This window comes from Streptomyces sp. YIM 98790, assembly GCF_011421595.1.
In the GTDB taxonomy this organism is placed as follows: domain Bacteria; phylum Actinomycetota; class Actinomycetes; order Streptomycetales; family Streptomycetaceae; genus Streptomyces.
On sequence record NZ_WTLH01000080.1, the window covers coordinates 12,424 to 27,059 of the forward strand.

The window sequence follows — 14,636 nt, forward strand, 5'->3', positions numbered from 1 at the left end:
GTTGGCGCGGGTGGTACAGGTCGTGCGGGTGGTACAGGCAGTGCGGGTCGTGCGGGTGATGAGAAAGGGGACGGTGGGCCGGGAGGGACCGGGGAGAGGGGGTCAGGGGAGGCCGAGGGCCTCCAGGGCGGCGGCGGCCATCCGCTCGGGCGGCTGGTCGAGGGAGACGGTGACGCCGTCCTCGTCCGCGGCCAGCGGCTGCAGGTCGCGGAACTGGGAGTCGAGCAGGGACGGCGGCATGAAATGCCCGGTCCGCAGATGCAGCCGGGAGGAGATCAGCTCCGGTGTGCCGTCCAGATGGACGAAGCGGACCCTGGCCCCCTCGGCCCCGCGCAGCAGGTCCCGGTAGGACCGCTTGAGTGCGGAGCAGGCGACCACCACGGACTCCCCGGCGGCGGCACGGGCGGCGATGGCGTCCCGGATCAGCCCCAGCCAGGGCAGCCGGTCGGCGTCGGTCAGCGGGACACCGGCCGCCATCTTCTCGATGCTGGACTGCGGGTGCAGCGCATCGGCCTCGGTCATCTCCCAGCCGAGACGCTGGGCGAGGAGCGCGGCGACCGTGCTCTTGCCCGCTCCCGAGACTCCCATCACCACCAGGGCGGTCGGCGCCATCGCGGTTGACCCCTTCGTCACTGTCGTCACCTCAATGGTGCTATCAATTCACAGGAAAGGTAGCACCAATAGACCCGTCGGAGAAGGCACCCGGGCGGGGTCCCGGATACCCTTCGGACGTGGGGAAGCCGAGCAACGACCGGACGCCGACGGGCGGCAGTGCCGCCGGTGCCGCTCGGCACAGTTCCGTCCTGGACACCCTGGGCCTGGAGATCACCGACGGCACCCTGCCCGAAGGCCGGGCACTGACCCTGGACTCCATCCAGGAACGGTTCGGCGTCTCCCGCACCGTCGCCCGCGAGACCATGCGCATCCTGGAATCCATGGGACTGGTGGTCTCCCGGCGGCGGATCGGCATCACCGTGCTGCCGCGCGCGGCCTGGAACGTCTACGACCCGCGGGTCATCTGGTGGCGGCTGGCCGGGCCGGGACGCGACGCCCAGCTCCGCTCCCTCACCGAACTCCGGGTCGCCGTCGAGCCGCTGGCCGCCGCCGCCGCGGCCCGCTACGCCTCCCGCGAGCAGCGCGCACACCTCCTCCGGCTCGCCGCCGAGATGCGCACCCTGGGCGAGGCCGGCCGGCTCGCGCCGTTCATGGACCTGGATGTGGAGCTGCACTCCCTGCTGCTGACCGCGAGCGGGAACGAGATGTTCGCCGCGCTCACCGATGTGGTGGCCGCGGTGCTGCGCGGGCGGACCCGGCTGGGCCTGATGCCCGACCATCCGGTGCCGGAGGCGCTCCACCTGCACCAGGAGGTGGCCCGGGCGGTGGCCGACGCCGACCCGGACCGGGCCGAGCACGCCATGCGCCGGCTCCTCGGCGAGGTGCGCGACGCCATGACGGCGGACCGGGACTGAGACGGGCACGGCCGGGAGGGGACGGATGACGCGGCGGGCCGGCCTGTGGGCCGCGGTGGTGCTGCTGGTGGCGGTGGTGGTGCTGGCCTTCGGGCCGCTGCCGGGCGCGCTGCTGGACCGCACCGAGGGCGCCGGGGAGCTGGAGCCGGGCGACCGGATCTCCGCCGAGTCCGACATCCGGGGCGCGCTGCTCCAGGCCGTGGGCGGACTGCTGCTGGTCGCGGGCGCGGTGACGGCCTGGCGGCAGCTCCTCATCAGCCGGGAGCAGCACGCCCTCAGCCGCCGGGTGGCCGTCACCGACGCCTTTGCCCGCGCCGTGGAACAGCTCGGGGACGACGGCTCGGTGGCGCTGCGGCTGGGCGGGATCTACTCCCTGGACCGGATCGCCGACGACGACCCGGGCGAACGCGGCCGGGTGGCCGAGATCCTGGCCGCCTTCGTCCGGGACACGGCCTCCGGGGACGCCGCACCGCTGCCCCGGGACGTGACCGCCGCGCTGGCGGTGCTGGTCCGGCGGGACTGGCCGCACGGCATCGACCTGGCCGGGGCCCGGCTGGCGGACACCCGGCTCCCCGGCGCCCGGCTGAGCCGGGCCCGGCTGGCGGGCACCGATCTGCGCGGCGCCGACCTCACCGGGGCAGTGCTCACCGGTGCCCGGCTGGACGGCGCCGATCTGCGCCGCGCGGATCTGTCCGGCGCCGACCTGACCGGCGCCGACCCGCGACAGGCGCTGTTCTCCGGCGCGCGGGCGGATGGAGCCACCCGCTGGCCGGAGGGCTTCGACCCGGCCGGGCACGGCCTGGTCACGCACCCGGACCGGGATCAGGACCGGCCGGGCTCCGCGTCCGCGCCCTGAGCCCGCCGGTACCGCTCGGCCAGCTCCACCAGTTCACCGGCCCGGGCGACGGCCTCCGCCAGATCCGGGTGGTCCACCTCGTGCAGCGACAGCTCCCCGTCCCGGAAGGCGGGCACCATCAGATAGGCGCAGTGGAACCCGACGTCCGGTACGGCGGCCAGATCGTCCGCCGCCGCGGCCAGCCGCACCCGGGCCGCGCCCAGGTCCCCCCGGAGCACCTCGGCCATGGCGGCGTTGAACCGGCTCAGCGCCCGTTCCCTCGGCAGCTCGGTCCGCGGCACGGCCCGCTCCGCCCACTCCACCGCGTCACCGGCCCGGCCGCCCCGCAGTGCCAGATAGCTCAGGTTGTTGGCGCTCTCCCAGGAGGGCGCGAGCTGGAAGGCGGTGCGCAGATGCTCCTCGGCGAGGTGCAGCCGCCCGTCGCGGTAGGCGGGATAGAGCGCGGAGATGTGCTCCCGGGCCATGTTCCGCTTCATCTCCTCGTCGGCCACCGCCGCCAGCCAGTCGATGATCCGCCGCCAGGGCTTCAGCGGCTGCCGGGTCCGCTCGGCCCGCAGGTCCCCGCCCAGGGCGCGGACCCGGTCCCGGGCGGCCCGGAACACCGGGTGCTGCGCCGGCTCCCAGTCCGCGGTGTCCGCCGCCACGGTCCAGCGCACCGCGGTGATCCCGGCGAAGGTGCAGGTGACCGTGGTGATGTCGAGCGCGGCGGGAATGCCGCAGCGCAGAATCGCGGCGTGCAGGTAGCGGACCGTGAACGGCGGCTCGCCGCAGTCCTCCGCCAGGGTGTCCAGCGCCCACAGGCCCGCGTCCAGATTCTCCTGGTCCATGCCCAGGCAGCAGGTCTGCAGAACGTGCACGCCCTCCGGCAGCACCTCGCACAGCAGATGCTCCACCTCCCGGGAGACCACCAGCGGGGTGCTCAGCCGGCTCAGCAGCGGCGGATGGCTGTGCCCCTCCCCCCGCTTGCTCAGCGTCCACAGCCGGGTGTAGATCTCCTCGAACATGTCCGTCTCGCCCGCCAGGTGGACGGCGCCGTGCCGCATCTCCAGCAGCCCTTCGGCCAGGAACTCCTGGTGGTACCGGTCGAACTCCTCCCGGGTCAGCGGCGGGGCGCCGTTGAGGGAATGGGCGAACCACAGCTCCTCCACCCCCGCGCCGCCGAGCGAGGAGCACAGCGCGTTGAACGCCCACAGCCGCTCCGGGGACATCGTGTGCAGCGCCGCCACCAGCGGGCTGTGCCGCGACTCGCGGCCGGCCTCCAGCAGCGAGCGCACCTCGTCCAGGGTCTCGGTGGTCAGCTCCATCCGGGAGGCGACCCCGCTCTGCCAGCGGCTGAACATCACATAGCCGTAGAGCTGGATCTCGTACGGGTTGCCGTCGGTGAGCCGCAGCAGATGGGACAGGGCGGCCTCGGGATCCTCGAAGCAGTCGCCCAGGCCCAGCCCGATCGCGGCCAGCGGCTTGGCCAGGCAGCTCTGCACGTCGGCGGACTCGGCGAACCGCTCCACCTTCACCATCACGAACTGCCGCAGGATGGGGGCGAAGACCTGCTGGATGCGGGTGACGAGCTCGGTGGTGCCGGCCAGGACGAAGACGTAGCCGCGCAGCCGCATGCCCAGCGAACGCAGCAGCGCCAGGGTGTCCTCGCGGCCGGCGAGCAGCTGCGCCTCGTCGATCAGCACCGCCACGGGGCCGCCGACGCGGGCGGCCAGCAGCTCCAGATCGGTGCGGAGTGCCATTTCCGAGACCCGTCCGGAGCGGGCCAGGCTCTCGGGGAACTCCAGCGGGAAGTCCGGGTCCTGCTCCGCACCGTCCAGCAGGCGGCGGACCACCCGCGGGGTGACCGGCCGGCCGTCCGGTGCGGTCAGACCGGCCGGCCCGGCGACGGCCCCGATCAGCTCCTCGTAGAAGATGCGGAAGAACGCGGCCGGTTCGGCGTCGCCCGGGGAGAGCTGGACCCGCACGGTGGGGAAGGATCGCCGCCGGGCCAGCATGGCGGTCATGTTCAGCAGGCTGGTCTTGCCGGCGGCGCGTTCGCCGTGCAGCGCGACGTAGCCGACCGGGCGGTCCCCGGCTGCCTGCTCCAGGACATAGTCGATCCGCTCCAGCTCCCGGCCGCGGCCCGCGAACAGCTGCGGATCGCTCACCGGATTGGCGTAGTCGTAGGGATTGCGCACCTGGCCGATCTCCACGCCCCGACCGCCCCCTTCGCCACCGCCGTTCCGCCGCCCGCTCTCCACCTTCCCCAACGGCCCCCCGCGCACGCCGGTTCCGCTGTCATCCCTTCAGGCCGGAGCGGGAGACACCCTCGATGACCCAGCGCTGGGCGACCAGGTAGAGCAGCAGGACGGGCACGCTGGCGATGACCGCGCCCGCCATCAGCAGGTCGAAGCGGACGTTGTTGGCGCTCTGGAAGGTGGCCAGGCCGGCCGGCAGGGTCAGTGACTCGGGGCTGAGCAGCACGTACAGCGGCCAGAGGAAATCGTTCCAGTTGGCCAGGAAGGACAGCAGGGCGAGGGTGGCCAGGGCGGGCCGGGACAGCGGCAGGATCACCCGCAGGAAGATCTGCCAGCGGTTGCAGCCGTCCAGCTCCGCGGCCTCCTCCAGCTCCCAGGGCAGGGTGAGGAAGAACTGCCGCAGGAAGAACACCCCGAAGGCACCGGCCGCGCCGGGCACGATCACCGCCGGGAGGGAGTCCACCCAGGCCAGCTCGTTGACGATCAGGAAGTTGGGGATCAGCAGCACCATCGGCGGCACGAAGAGGGTGGCCACGATGGCGGTGAAGATCAGTGTCCGGCCGCGGAACCGCATCCGGGCCAGGGCATAGGCGGCCGGGGTGGCCACCGCCAGGACCAGCGCGGCATGCGCGCCGGCCGCCAGCAGGCTGTTGAGGAACCAGCGCAGCACCGGGCTGTCGGCCGAGCCCAGCACCTCCCGGTAGGCGTCCAGAGTGGCCGGGCCGGGAATCCACTGCGGGGTGGAGGAGCCGGAGTCCGCCCGGGTCTTGAGGGAGGTGACCGCCATGTACACCAGCGGGCTGATGTACAGCGCGGCCAGCACCGCCAGGACGAGCTGGAGCAGGGAGCGGCGCAGCCGGCGCTGGGCGGGTGCGGGGGCGGGGGCGGCGGCGCGCGGCGCGGGAAGGCTCATCGCTCGTCCTCCTGGCGGTTGCGGAAGATGCGGAAGACGACCGCGCTGGCGGCCATCAGGCACAGCGCCAGGACGAAGCTCATGGCCGAGGCGGTGCCCATGTCGAAGCGGCGCAGTCCGGTCTCGGCGATCAGGAAGATGGCGGTCTTGGTCTCGTCCGCCGGGGCGCCATTGGTGATCAGGTAGGACTGGCCGAACATGTTGGCCGAGGCCAGCAGGGTGGCGTTGACCACGAACAGGCCGACCGGCCGCAGCCCGGGCAGGGTGACGTGCCACAGCCGCTGCCAGGCGTTCGCGCCGTCGACGCGGGCCGACTCGTAGCGCTCGGCGGGGATGTCCTGGAGGCCGGCCAGGTAGATCACCGCGTTGAACCCGAGCGTCCACCAGACGGTGACCAGCACCAGGCCCCACCAGGCGGCCGGGGTGTCGGTGGTCCACTGGATGCCGTCGGGCAGGCCGAGCAGTCCGAGGTAGTGGTTGACCAGGCCGATGTTGCCGTCCAGCAGGAACCGCCAGAGCAGGCCGATGACCGCCACGCCCAGCACGTAGGGGGCGAAGTAGACCGCCCGGTAGAGGGTGCGGCCGGGCATCTTCGTGTTCATCAGCAGCGCCACCAGCAGCGGCACCACCAGCAGGAAGGGCAGGGAGAGCGCGGTGAAGACGCCGGTGGCCCGCATGGCGGCCCAGAACCGCGGGCCCTCGACGCTGGAGGAGTCGAACAGCTCGCGGTAGTTGTCCAGGCCGGTGAACGGCTTGGCGGGGAGGTTGATGTCCCACTCGTGCAGGCTGATCCACAGGCCGTAGCCGATCGGGGCCACCACGAAGACCAGGAACAGCACCAGATAGGGGCTGAGGAAGAGGTAGGGCGTGAAGCCCCGGTGGGAGCGGGCGGCTCCGGCCCGGCCGTCCTCCGGCCGCCGGGTACCGGGCCGGGTGCCCGGGTCCGCCGCCCGCTCCGCTCCGGGTGGCCGCACGCTCATGCGCAGTGCCACTGCCGATGCCTCACTTCGCGTACTTGGCGGCGTTCTCGGCCAGCATCTTGTTGGCGGTCTTCACGCCATCGGCCAGCGCCTCGGCCGGGGACGCCTTGCCCAGCACGGCCTGCTGCACGGCCAGCTCCATGGCGGCGACCTGCACGTCGCCGATGCCGGGGATGGCGGGCAGGAAGCGGAAGACGGCCGGGTCGGCGGCGAGCGCGATCTGCGGCAGCCCGGTCACGGTGTCGTCCTCCCGGACCGAGTTGCGGGCCGGGATCATGCCGGCCCCGGCCCACTGGGTGGACTGCCGGCTCATGTAGTCGATGAAGAACTTGGCGGCCTGCACCTTGTTCTCGTCCCTGCCGGCCTGGGAGGTGAGCACGAAGTTGTGCGAGGCGGTCCACACCGCCGGGGTGGAGCCGATGGCCGGGACGCCGGCCATCCGCCAGTCCAGGTTCTCGGTGTTCTCGGTGAGGTCGTTGATCTGCCAGATGCCGTCCCAGGTGAAGCTGACCTCGCCGTTCTTGAAGGCGGTGTACTGGGCGTCCTGCGCCACCTGGCCGGGGCTGTGGCCGGCGGTGACCTGCTCCCGCATCCAGCTCAGCGCCTGGACCCCGGCGTCCGAGCCCCATTCGGCGGCGGTGCCGTCCGCGCTGTACAGCTCGCCGCCGAACTGCCACAGCAGGGTCATGAACATCAGGTGGGCGGGCCACTTGCTGGGCATCCAGAACGGCTTGTCGATGCCGGCGTCGGTCAGTTCGGCCAGGGTGGCCTCGAAGCCGGCCCGGTCGGCCGGGGCGGCGTCCAGTCCGGCCCTGGTGAGGTGCCTGGCGTTCCAGTAGTTGGCCAGGCAGTGCACGTCCAGCGGCACGCTGTAGCGCTTGCCGTCGTAGATGCCGGCCTGCCAGACGGCGGGGATGAAGTCGGATTCCTGCATGCCGAGCTGGCCGACCACGTCGTCCAGCGGTATGAGGGTGGAGCGGGCGGCGAAGGTGGCCACGGCGTCGTTGTGGAGGACGGCCACGTCCGGGCCCTTGCCCGCGGTGATGGCGGTGGGCATGGCCGGGTAGAGGTCGGCCCACTGCCGGGTGGTGTTCCTGACCGTGATGCGGCCCTCGTACTCCTTGTTGAAGGCGTCCAGCATGGCCCGCATGTGGGGGCCGTCACCGCCGGTGAAGCCGTTCCAGTATTCGAGGGTGACCTGAGGGCCGTCGTACTCGCCGCCGGTGAAGGTGGGGGCGGGGGTGCCGGAGTCGTCGGCGCCGACCTTGGTGCCGCCCCCGCAGGCGGCGGTGAGCAGGCCGGTGCCGGTCAGTCCGGCGGCCAGGCCCAGCAGTGAACGGCGTCTGACCGGGGCGGCCGTGCCGGAGATGCGGGAGGTCATGATGTCTGCCCCTTCGTGCGGGAGGTGCGGGTGGAGAGTAGGCCCCGGTCCGGAGTGCGCGAATACCGCGAAAGCCACGGATCGGGAGCGGACTGGTCTCGGGGAGGTGACGGGACGGGCGGGGTGTGCCACGGGGCCGGGGGGACCGGTTCCGGGGTGCGGGTCTCAGGGGGTGCCGGTGGCCAGCCGGATCATCGACCAGGAGACCGGCGGCAGTTCCACGGTCAGCTCGCCGCCGTCGGTCTTGGTGCCGGCCACCGGGCGGGGGCGGACCCGGTCCGGGCGGTCGGCGGTGTTGACCGCGCCGGCCCGGTCGAACGGCTCGTCCTCGGCCAGTACCAGGTGCTCGGTCACCCGGCAGCCGGGGAAGGCGCGCAGCCCGGCGGTCAGCCGCATCGGGCCGGTGCGGTCCAGGCTGGCCGCGAACAGCACCAGTTCCCCGGTCTCCTCGTCGAGGGTGGCGGTGGCGCACAGCGCCGGGACCTCGCCGTGCCGGGCGGTGTCCAGGGCCGGGGCCTCCGGTTCGACGCGCAGCACGGTGCCGCGGGCGTGCCGGGCGGTGCGGGCGAAGGGATGGAAAATCGTCTGCCGCCAGGCCGGGCCGCCGGGCTCGGTCATGATCGGGGCGATCACATTGGCGAGCTGGGCCAGGCAGGCCACGCCGACCCGGTCGGCGTGGCGGAGCAGGGTGATCAGCAGGCTGCCGGCCACCACGGCGTCGGCGGCGGTGTAGACGTCCTCGATCAGGCGGGGTGCCTCGGCCCACTCCAGGGCGGCCTCCCCGGGGAACCGGTTCTGCCGCCAGACGTTCCACTCGTCGAAGGAGAGCCGGATCCGGCGGCGGCTGCGCAGCCGGGCGCCGATGTGGTCGGCGGTGGCGGTGACGGCGTCGATCATCCGGTCCATCTCGGCCGCCGAGGCCAGGTACGAATCCGGGTCGCCCGCCGGGTTCTCGGGGTCGAAGTAGGCGTGCAGCGAGATGTAGTCCACGAACTCGTAGGTGTGCTCCAGCACCGTCGCCTCCCAGGAGGCGAAGGTCTCGATGGTCGGATTGGAGCTGCCGCAGGCCACCAGGGACAGGGCCGGGTCGAAGCGTTTCATGGCGCGGGCGGTCTCGGCGGCCAGCCGGCCGTACTCGTCGGCGGTCTTGTGGCCCATCTGCCAGGGGCCGTCCATCTCGTTGCCCAGGCACCACAGCCGCACGGCGTGCGGCTGGTCCGCCCCGTGCGCGCGGCGCANCACGGCGTGCGGCTGGTCCGCCCCGTGCGCGCGGCGCAGCTCGGACAGGGCGGTGCCGGCCGGATAGTTGGCGTACTCCAGCAGCTCCAGCGCCTCCGCGGTGCCCCGGGTGCCGAGGTTGACCGCCATCATCGGCTCCACCCCGGCGCGCCGTGCCCAGGTCATGAACTCGTTGAGGCCGAAGGCGTTGGACTCCAGGCTGCGCCAGGCGTAGTCCAGGCGGGACGGGCGCTGCTCGCGCGGGCCGACGCCGTCCTCCCAGCGGTAGTTGGAGACGAAGTTGCCGCCGGGGTAGCGGACCAGGGTCACGCCCAGTTCCCGGACCAGCTCCAGCACATCGGTGCGGAAGCCGTCCGCGTCGGCGCGCGGGTGGCCGGGTTCGTAGATCCCGGTGTAGACCGACCTGCCCATGTGCTCGACGAACGAGCCGAACAGACGGCGGTCGAGGGGGCCGATCCGGAAGCCGGGATCGAGGGTGAGCCGGGCGTTGCGCATTGCCGAAACCTTTTTGCTCTGTGGAGGACCCGGTGCTCCCGCCGTGCGGCGGCAGCACCGGTCAGGGGGCTGTCCGTTACGATTACATCGTTGAAACAGCGTTGTAAATAGCCCGGGCGCGATTGCCCGGACGGGCCGTCCGGACCGGCCGCCCGGTGTGCGAATGTGGACCGGTGGCGCCGGCGGGCGCGGAAGGGGAGGTCAACGGTGGGTGCGAGCCTGAAGGATGTCGCGGCGCTGGCCGGCGTGTCCGTGAAGACCGTCTCGAACGTGGTCAACGGCTACACCTATGTGGCCCCGCAGACCCGGGAGAAGGTGGAGCGGGCCCTGGCCGAGCTGGACTACCGCCCCAACCTCTCGGCGCGCAACCTGCGCCGGGGCCGCACCGGCGTGATCGGCCTGGCCCTGCCCGAGCTGGACGCCCCCTACTTCGCCGAACTGGCCCGCTCGGTGATCGACGCCGCCGCCCGGCGCGGCTGGACCGTGCTGATCGACCAGACCGACGGCCTGCCCGAGCGCGAGCACCAGGTTCTCCAGGGCATCCGCGACCACCTGGTGGACGGGCTGATCTTCAGCCCGATCACCATCGGCCCCGAGGAGCTGGGCGCCCGCACCGACCGCACCCCGCTGGTGCTGCTCGGCGAGCGCGTACTCGCCGGGCCCACCCACCACGTCGCCATCGACAACCAGCGCGCCGCCCGCGAGATGACCGCCCACCTCGTCTCGCTCGGGCACACCCGGATCGCCGTCATCGGCGACCAGCGGCACAACCCGGCCGCCAACACCGCCCATCTGCGGGTGGCCGGCTACCGGGAGGCCCTGGCCGCCGCCGGGCTGGAGACGGACGAGCGGCTGATCGTCCCCACCGGCTCCTACCACCGCGCCGACGGCGCCGAGGCCATGCGCCGCCTGCTGGCCGGGCCGGTCCGCCCGCAGGCGGTGTTCTGCTGCAACGACCTGCTGGCGCTCGGCGCCCTGCGCACCGCCCTGCTGGCCGGGCTGCGGGTGCCGGAGGACATCGCCATCGCCGGCTTCGACGACATCGAGGACGGCCGCTACAGCACCCCCACCCTGACCACCGTCCGGCCGGACAAGGCACAGATCGCCCGGGTCGCCGTGGAACTGCTGGAAGCCGAGGTCAACGGACCCCGCCCGGCAGCCAGGGGAGGCGCCGCGCCCGGCGCCCAGGAGGTCGTCGCGGACCACGACCTCCTGCCCCGCGAGTCCACCACCGGCCGCCGCCCGGCCTGAGGCGCCGGCCCGTGGGTACCCGGCGGCCCATGGAGCGCGACATGGACAGGAGCCCGGCGCGGGGCGGCGGCACGGCGGCCGGGCACCGGGCGGTGCCGCACACCGCGGACATGCGGATCGAGGCGTGGGGTGCCTCCCGGGAGGAGTGCCTGGCCGAGGCGGTGCTCGGCATGGTGGACTGCTTCGCCGACCTCTCCGGGGCCCGGCCGGACGCCGTACGGCAGGTGCGGCTGACCGGGCACAGCGACGACGAACTGCTGGCCGCGCTGCTGGACGAGGTGCTGTTCCGGCTGGAGGTGCACGGCGAGGTGCCGCTGGACGTCGAGGCGGAGAGCGTGAACGGCGGGCTGGACGTCCGGCTGTCGGTGACCGGCCTGCACTCCGTCCAGATCACCGGGGCCGTCCCCAAGGCCGTGTCCTGGAACGAGCTGCACCTGGCCCCGGCCCCCTCCGGCTGGACCTGCGCCGCCACCGTGGACGTCTGACCGGCCGGACGGCTGACCCGTCCGGGTCCCGGGCAGTCAGCCCTTGACCACGCCCAGCGGGATCAGCCGGGCCACCCGGCGGCACAGGCCGGCGCCCTCGCCGGCCTCCACCACCGCCGTGACGTCCTTGTACGCCTCCGGTGTCTCCTCGGCCAGGCCGCGCCAGGACTTCGAGCGCACCGCGATGCCGTCCGACTCCATCCGCGACCGCAGCTCCCGGCCGCCGATGGTGCGCGCGGCCTGGTGGCGGCTCATCACCCGGCCGGCGCCGTGGCAGGTGGAGTGGAAGGCGTCCCCGCCCGGCACCCCGGTGAGCACATAGGAGGAGGTGCCCATGGTGCCGGGAATCAGCACCGGCTGGCCGGCCTCGCGCAGCTCCTCCGGCAGCTCCGGGTGCCCCGGCGGAAACGCCCGGGTGGCACCCTTGCGGTGCACGCACAGCCGCCGCCGCTCACCGTCCACCGCATGCTCCTCGATCTTGGCCAGGTTGTGCGAGACGTCGTAGACCAGGCCGAGCCGGGCGCCCGACTCCCGGCGGAAGATCCGGCGGGCCGCCTCGGCCAGCAGCTGGCGGTTGGCCCGCCCGTAGTTGGCCGCCGCCGCCATCGCGCCCAGATAGGTACGGCCCTCGGGGGAATCCACCGGCGCACAGGCCAGCTGCCGGTCCGGCACGGTGATGCCGTACCGGGCCATGGCCCGGTCCATGGCCCGTACGTGGTCGGAGCAGATCTGGTGGCCCAGCCCGCGCGAACCGCAGTGGATCATCACGCACACCTGGTTCCCGGCCAGCCCGAAGGCCGCCGCCACCGCCTCGTCGTAGACCTCGGCGACCTGCTGCACCTCCAGGAAGTGGTTCCCCGATCCCAGGCTGCCGACCTGGCCGAGGCCGCGCTCCCGCGCCCGCCCGCTCACCTGCTCCGGGTCGGCGCCGGCGACCGCACCGCCGTCCTCGCAGCGCCGCAGATCGCGCTCCTCGCCGTGGCCCTGCTCCACCGCGTAGCGGGAGCCGCCCGCCATGATCCGTTCCAGCTCCTCCTGGCCGCGCACGTGCCACACGCCGCCGGGCCCGGCGCCCCTCGGGATCGCCTCCCCCAGCCCGTCCATGACCGCGCCCAGCTCCGGCTCCAGCGCGCGCCGGTCGCAGTCGGCGGCCAGCAGCCGCACCCCGCAGGAGATGTCGAAGCCGACCCCGCCGGGCGAGACCACCCCGCCCGCGTCCACGTCCGTGGCCGCCACCCCGCCGATCGGGAAGCCGTAGCCCCAGTGGATGTCCGGCATGGCGTAGGAGGCGACCGCGATGCCGGGCAGCGTGGCCACATTGACCACCTGCTCCAGCGACCGCTCGGCGTCCCGCAGCAGCTCCCGGGAGGCGAACACCACCCCCGGCACCCGCATCGGATCGCGCCGCTCGATCCGGAACCGGTAGCGGCTCTCCTCCGTGACCTGCCCCGGCTCCGCCTTCACCGCCCTCATCACAGCCTCCCTCCGGGATCGCTCCGGCACGGCTCCTGGCCCGTTCCGCCCTGGCCGGGTCCCCGTCCCCGCGCCCGCCACACGGCCGCGGCCCGGCAGGTCCCCACGGCAGCCGCGTCGGCCGGCCGGCCGCTCCCGGGACGCCGGGACACGGGGACAACGCGGTGGGTGACAAGCCGCGAGCCAGGGCGCCGCCGCCTCGGTCCGACGGGGGGGCGAGGGTGCGGTGTGCCCCGCCCGGTGCGGCGGCCGGCCCGCTGCGTACCGTGGTCCGTGGCCGGGCACGCGGTGCGAGGGTCAAGGGGGGCGGCGGCATGGAGGAGGGGGCCGAGCGGGGCTCCGGGCGGCTGGCGGCGGAGTGGGAGAGGCACCGGCCGGCGGTGTTCGGGGTGGCGTACCGGCTGCTGGGCAGTGTGGCCGACGCCGAGGACGTGACGCAGGACGTGTGGCTGCGGGCGGCCGGGGCAGATCTGGAGCGGGTCACCGGGCTGCGGGCCTGGCTGGTCACGGTCGCCGCCCGCCGCGCCTATGACATCCTGCGCTCGGCCCGCGCCCGGCGCGAGACCTATGTGGGGCCGTGGCTGCCCGAGCCGCTGCTCACCGGGCCGGACGCGGCCGAGGCGGTGCTGGTGGACGAGTCCGTCTCCACCGCGATGCTGCTGGTGATGGAGGAGCTGAGCCCGCCGGAGAGGGTGGCGTTCGTGCTGCACGACGTCTTCGGCGTGGAGTACGCCCGGATCGCCGGGGTGCTGGGCGGTTCGGTGCCGGCGGCCCGCCAGCACGCCTCACGGGCCCGGCGGCGGGTGGCCGGGGCACGGGAGTCGGCACCGCGGGCGTCCCGGGCGGAGCGGGAGCGGGTGCTGGCCGCGTTCCGGGCCGCGTATCTGGCGGGTGATCTGGCGGCGCTGGTCCGGCTGCTGCACCCGGACGCCGTCTATCTCACCGACGGCGGCGGCGAGGTCGCCGCGGCCCGCAAGCCGATTCTCGGCGGCGAGCGGGTGGCCATGGTGATGCTGCGGGTGGCCCGCCGGCTGCCGCCGCCGCGGATCGAGCGCGTCGAGGCCGGCGGCGAGGCGGCGCTGCTGTTCCTGCGGCAGGGCCGGGTCTTCTCGCTGGACACGGTGGCCGTCGGGCACGGGCTGATCACCGCCTACCGCCGGGTGCTCGCCCCCTCCAAACTCGCCCGCCTCTCCCCTGTCACATCCCGGCCCGGTGTCCCGTCTCCCTGACGCACGGCCGGGAACGGCCGTGCGACGACCGGGACACGACCGGGGTACGACCGGAAGGAGAGGACACCATGGCCCGCATGCTGCTCAGCGAGACCGCGCCCGAGCTTCACAGGGGATTCCTCCAGATCGACGCGGCGATCCGCCGCGGACCGCTGGAGGCGACCGTGCGCGAGCTGGTCAAGCTGCGCGCGTCACAGCTCAACGGGTGCGTGTTCTGCGTGGACATGCACAGCACTCAGGCGCTCCGGCAGGGCGAGCGGCAGGACCGGCTGCACCAGCTCCCGGTCTGGGAGGAATCGGAGCTGTTCGACGAGCGGGAGCGGGCGGCCCTGGCCTACACCGAGGCGGTCACCCGGCGCCGCCCGGTGGACGACGGGCTGTGGGACGCGCTCTGCCGTCACTTCCCCGACGAGGCCGAACGCGGCCACCTGATCGCCCAGGTGTCGCTGATCAACGCACTGAACCTGTACAGCGTGCCGCTGCGCATGAGGCCGCCGCGCCCCTGACCGGGGCCGCCCGGCGCGGCCGGTCCGCTCCCGGCCTCCCGGCTCGTGGGGCCGGGAGGCGGGAGCGGGCCCGTGCCGTCCCCCGTCTCAGCCCGCGGTGCCGGCCCGGCGGTGCCGCAGCG

General features: G+C 73.7%; 13 protein-coding genes. 6 read left to right on the forward strand and 7 right to left on the reverse strand.

Translation table 11 applies throughout. The features are described from left to right. Nucleotides 1-102 precede the first annotated feature (102 nt). Nucleotides 103-612: a gluconokinase gene (locus GQS09_RS15150; RefSeq protein ID WP_165986606.1), complete on the reverse strand. Its 510-nt coding sequence runs from the start codon at nt 610-612 to the stop codon at nt 103-105. 119 nt (nt 613-731) lie between these two features. On the opposite strand from GQS09_RS15150, the gene GQS09_RS15155 reads away from it, so the two are divergent. Continuing rightward, complete coding sequence (locus GQS09_RS15155; RefSeq protein WP_165986596.1) at nt 732-1,469, forward strand: FadR/GntR family transcriptional regulator; 738 nt, start codon at nt 732-734, stop codon at nt 1,467-1,469. 25 nt (nt 1,470-1,494) lie between these two features. After that, nucleotides 1,495-2,325, forward strand: a complete 831-nt coding sequence (locus GQS09_RS15160) for a pentapeptide repeat-containing protein (RefSeq protein WP_207957858.1) — start codon at nt 1,495-1,497, stop codon at nt 2,323-2,325. On the opposite strand, the gene GQS09_RS30395 is transcribed toward GQS09_RS15160, so the two are convergent. The 5 genes from GQS09_RS30395 to GQS09_RS15185 all read right to left on the reverse strand — a co-directional run bounded on the left by GQS09_RS30395 (nt 2,292) and on the right by GQS09_RS15185 (nt 9,570). Then, on the reverse strand, nt 2,292-4,517 hold the full coding sequence (locus GQS09_RS30395; RefSeq protein WP_165986597.1) for an ATP-binding protein: 2,226 nt from the start codon (nt 4,515-4,517) through the stop codon (nt 2,292-2,294). The two genes, GQS09_RS15160 and GQS09_RS30395, sit on opposite strands and share 34 nt — an antisense overlap. Before the next feature lie 85 nt (nt 4,518-4,602). Next, a complete protein-coding gene (locus tag GQS09_RS15170; protein WP_165986598.1) occupies nt 4,603-5,475 on the reverse strand; it encodes a carbohydrate ABC transporter permease in 873 nt (290 codons plus the stop codon). Next, complete coding sequence (locus GQS09_RS15175; RefSeq protein ID WP_313896148.1) at nt 5,472-6,467, reverse strand: sugar ABC transporter permease; 996 nt, start codon at nt 6,465-6,467, stop codon at nt 5,472-5,474. The genes GQS09_RS15170 and GQS09_RS15175 overlap by 4 nt, the downstream gene beginning before the upstream one ends. Nucleotides 6,468-6,477: 10 nt before the next feature. Next, nucleotides 6,478-7,836 (reverse strand): ABC transporter substrate-binding protein, encoded by a 1,359-nt coding sequence (locus tag GQS09_RS15180; protein ID WP_165986599.1) that lies wholly within the window; start codon nt 7,834-7,836, stop codon nt 6,478-6,480. A gap of 165 nt (nt 7,837-8,001) precedes the next feature. After that, entirely contained in the window at nt 8,002-9,570 is a 1,569-nt protein-coding gene (locus GQS09_RS15185) for an alpha-N-arabinofuranosidase (protein ID WP_165986600.1), read from the reverse strand. A gap of 207 nt (nt 9,571-9,777) precedes the next feature. On the opposite strand from GQS09_RS15185, the gene GQS09_RS15190 reads away from it, so the two are divergent. Then, complete coding sequence (locus GQS09_RS15190) at nt 9,778-10,821, forward strand: LacI family DNA-binding transcriptional regulator (RefSeq protein WP_165986601.1); 1,044 nt, start codon at nt 9,778-9,780, stop codon at nt 10,819-10,821. A 41-nt stretch (nt 10,822-10,862) separates the two neighbouring features. Then, nucleotides 10,863-11,306: an archease gene (locus GQS09_RS15195; RefSeq protein WP_243761438.1), complete on the forward strand. Its 444-nt coding sequence runs from the start codon at nt 10,863-10,865 to the stop codon at nt 11,304-11,306. A gap of 36 nt (nt 11,307-11,342) precedes the next feature. Here GQS09_RS15195 and GQS09_RS15200 read toward each other — a convergent pair whose 3' ends face one another. Continuing rightward, nucleotides 11,343-12,779, reverse strand: a complete 1,437-nt coding sequence (locus tag GQS09_RS15200) for an RtcB family protein (protein ID WP_165986603.1) — start codon at nt 12,777-12,779, stop codon at nt 11,343-11,345. A 314-nt stretch (nt 12,780-13,093) separates the two neighbouring features. Between GQS09_RS15200 and sigJ the strand changes: the two genes are divergently transcribed. Together sigJ and GQS09_RS15210 are read left to right on the forward strand one after the other, a co-directional pair. Continuing rightward, the gene (gene sigJ / locus GQS09_RS15205; RefSeq protein ID WP_165986604.1) at nt 13,094-14,008 is read left to right on the forward strand and encodes an RNA polymerase sigma factor SigJ; all 915 of its coding nucleotides are present in this window, start codon (nt 13,094-13,096) and stop codon (nt 14,006-14,008) included. 68 nt (nt 14,009-14,076) lie between these two features. Then, the gene (locus tag GQS09_RS15210) at nt 14,077-14,514 is read left to right on the forward strand and encodes a carboxymuconolactone decarboxylase family protein (protein WP_165986605.1); all 438 of its coding nucleotides are present in this window, start codon (nt 14,077-14,079) and stop codon (nt 14,512-14,514) included. The last annotated feature ends 122 nt before the right edge of the window (nt 14,515-14,636 follow it).

Excerpts from the sequence above, each read along its gene's own strand:
- GQS09_RS15150 (WP_165986606.1), bottom strand. The coding sequence starts at position 612 with ATGGCGCCGACCGCCCTGGTGGTGATGGGAGTCTCGGGAGCGGGCAAG.
- GQS09_RS15180 (WP_165986599.1), bottom strand. The coding sequence starts at position 7,836 with ATGACCTCCCGCATCTCCGGCACGGCCGCCCCGGTCAGACGCCGTTCA.
- GQS09_RS15210 (WP_165986605.1), top strand. The coding sequence starts at position 14,077 with ATGGCCCGCATGCTGCTCAGCGAGACCGCGCCCGAGCTTCACAGGGGA.
- GQS09_RS15195 (WP_243761438.1), top strand. The coding sequence starts at position 10,863 with ATGGACAGGAGCCCGGCGCGGGGCGGCGGCACGGCGGCCGGGCACCGG.
- sigJ (WP_165986604.1), top strand. The coding sequence starts at position 13,094 with ATGGAGGAGGGGGCCGAGCGGGGCTCCGGGCGGCTGGCGGCGGAGTGG.
- GQS09_RS15170 (WP_165986598.1), bottom strand. The coding sequence starts at position 5,475 with ATGAGCCTTCCCGCGCCGCGCGCCGCCGCCCCCGCCCCCGCACCCGCC.
- GQS09_RS15200 (WP_165986603.1), bottom strand. The coding sequence starts at position 12,779 with ATGAGGGCGGTGAAGGCGGAGCCGGGGCAGGTCACGGAGGAGAGCCGC.
- GQS09_RS15160 (WP_207957858.1), top strand. The coding sequence starts at position 1,495 with ATGACGCGGCGGGCCGGCCTGTGGGCCGCGGTGGTGCTGCTGGTGGCG.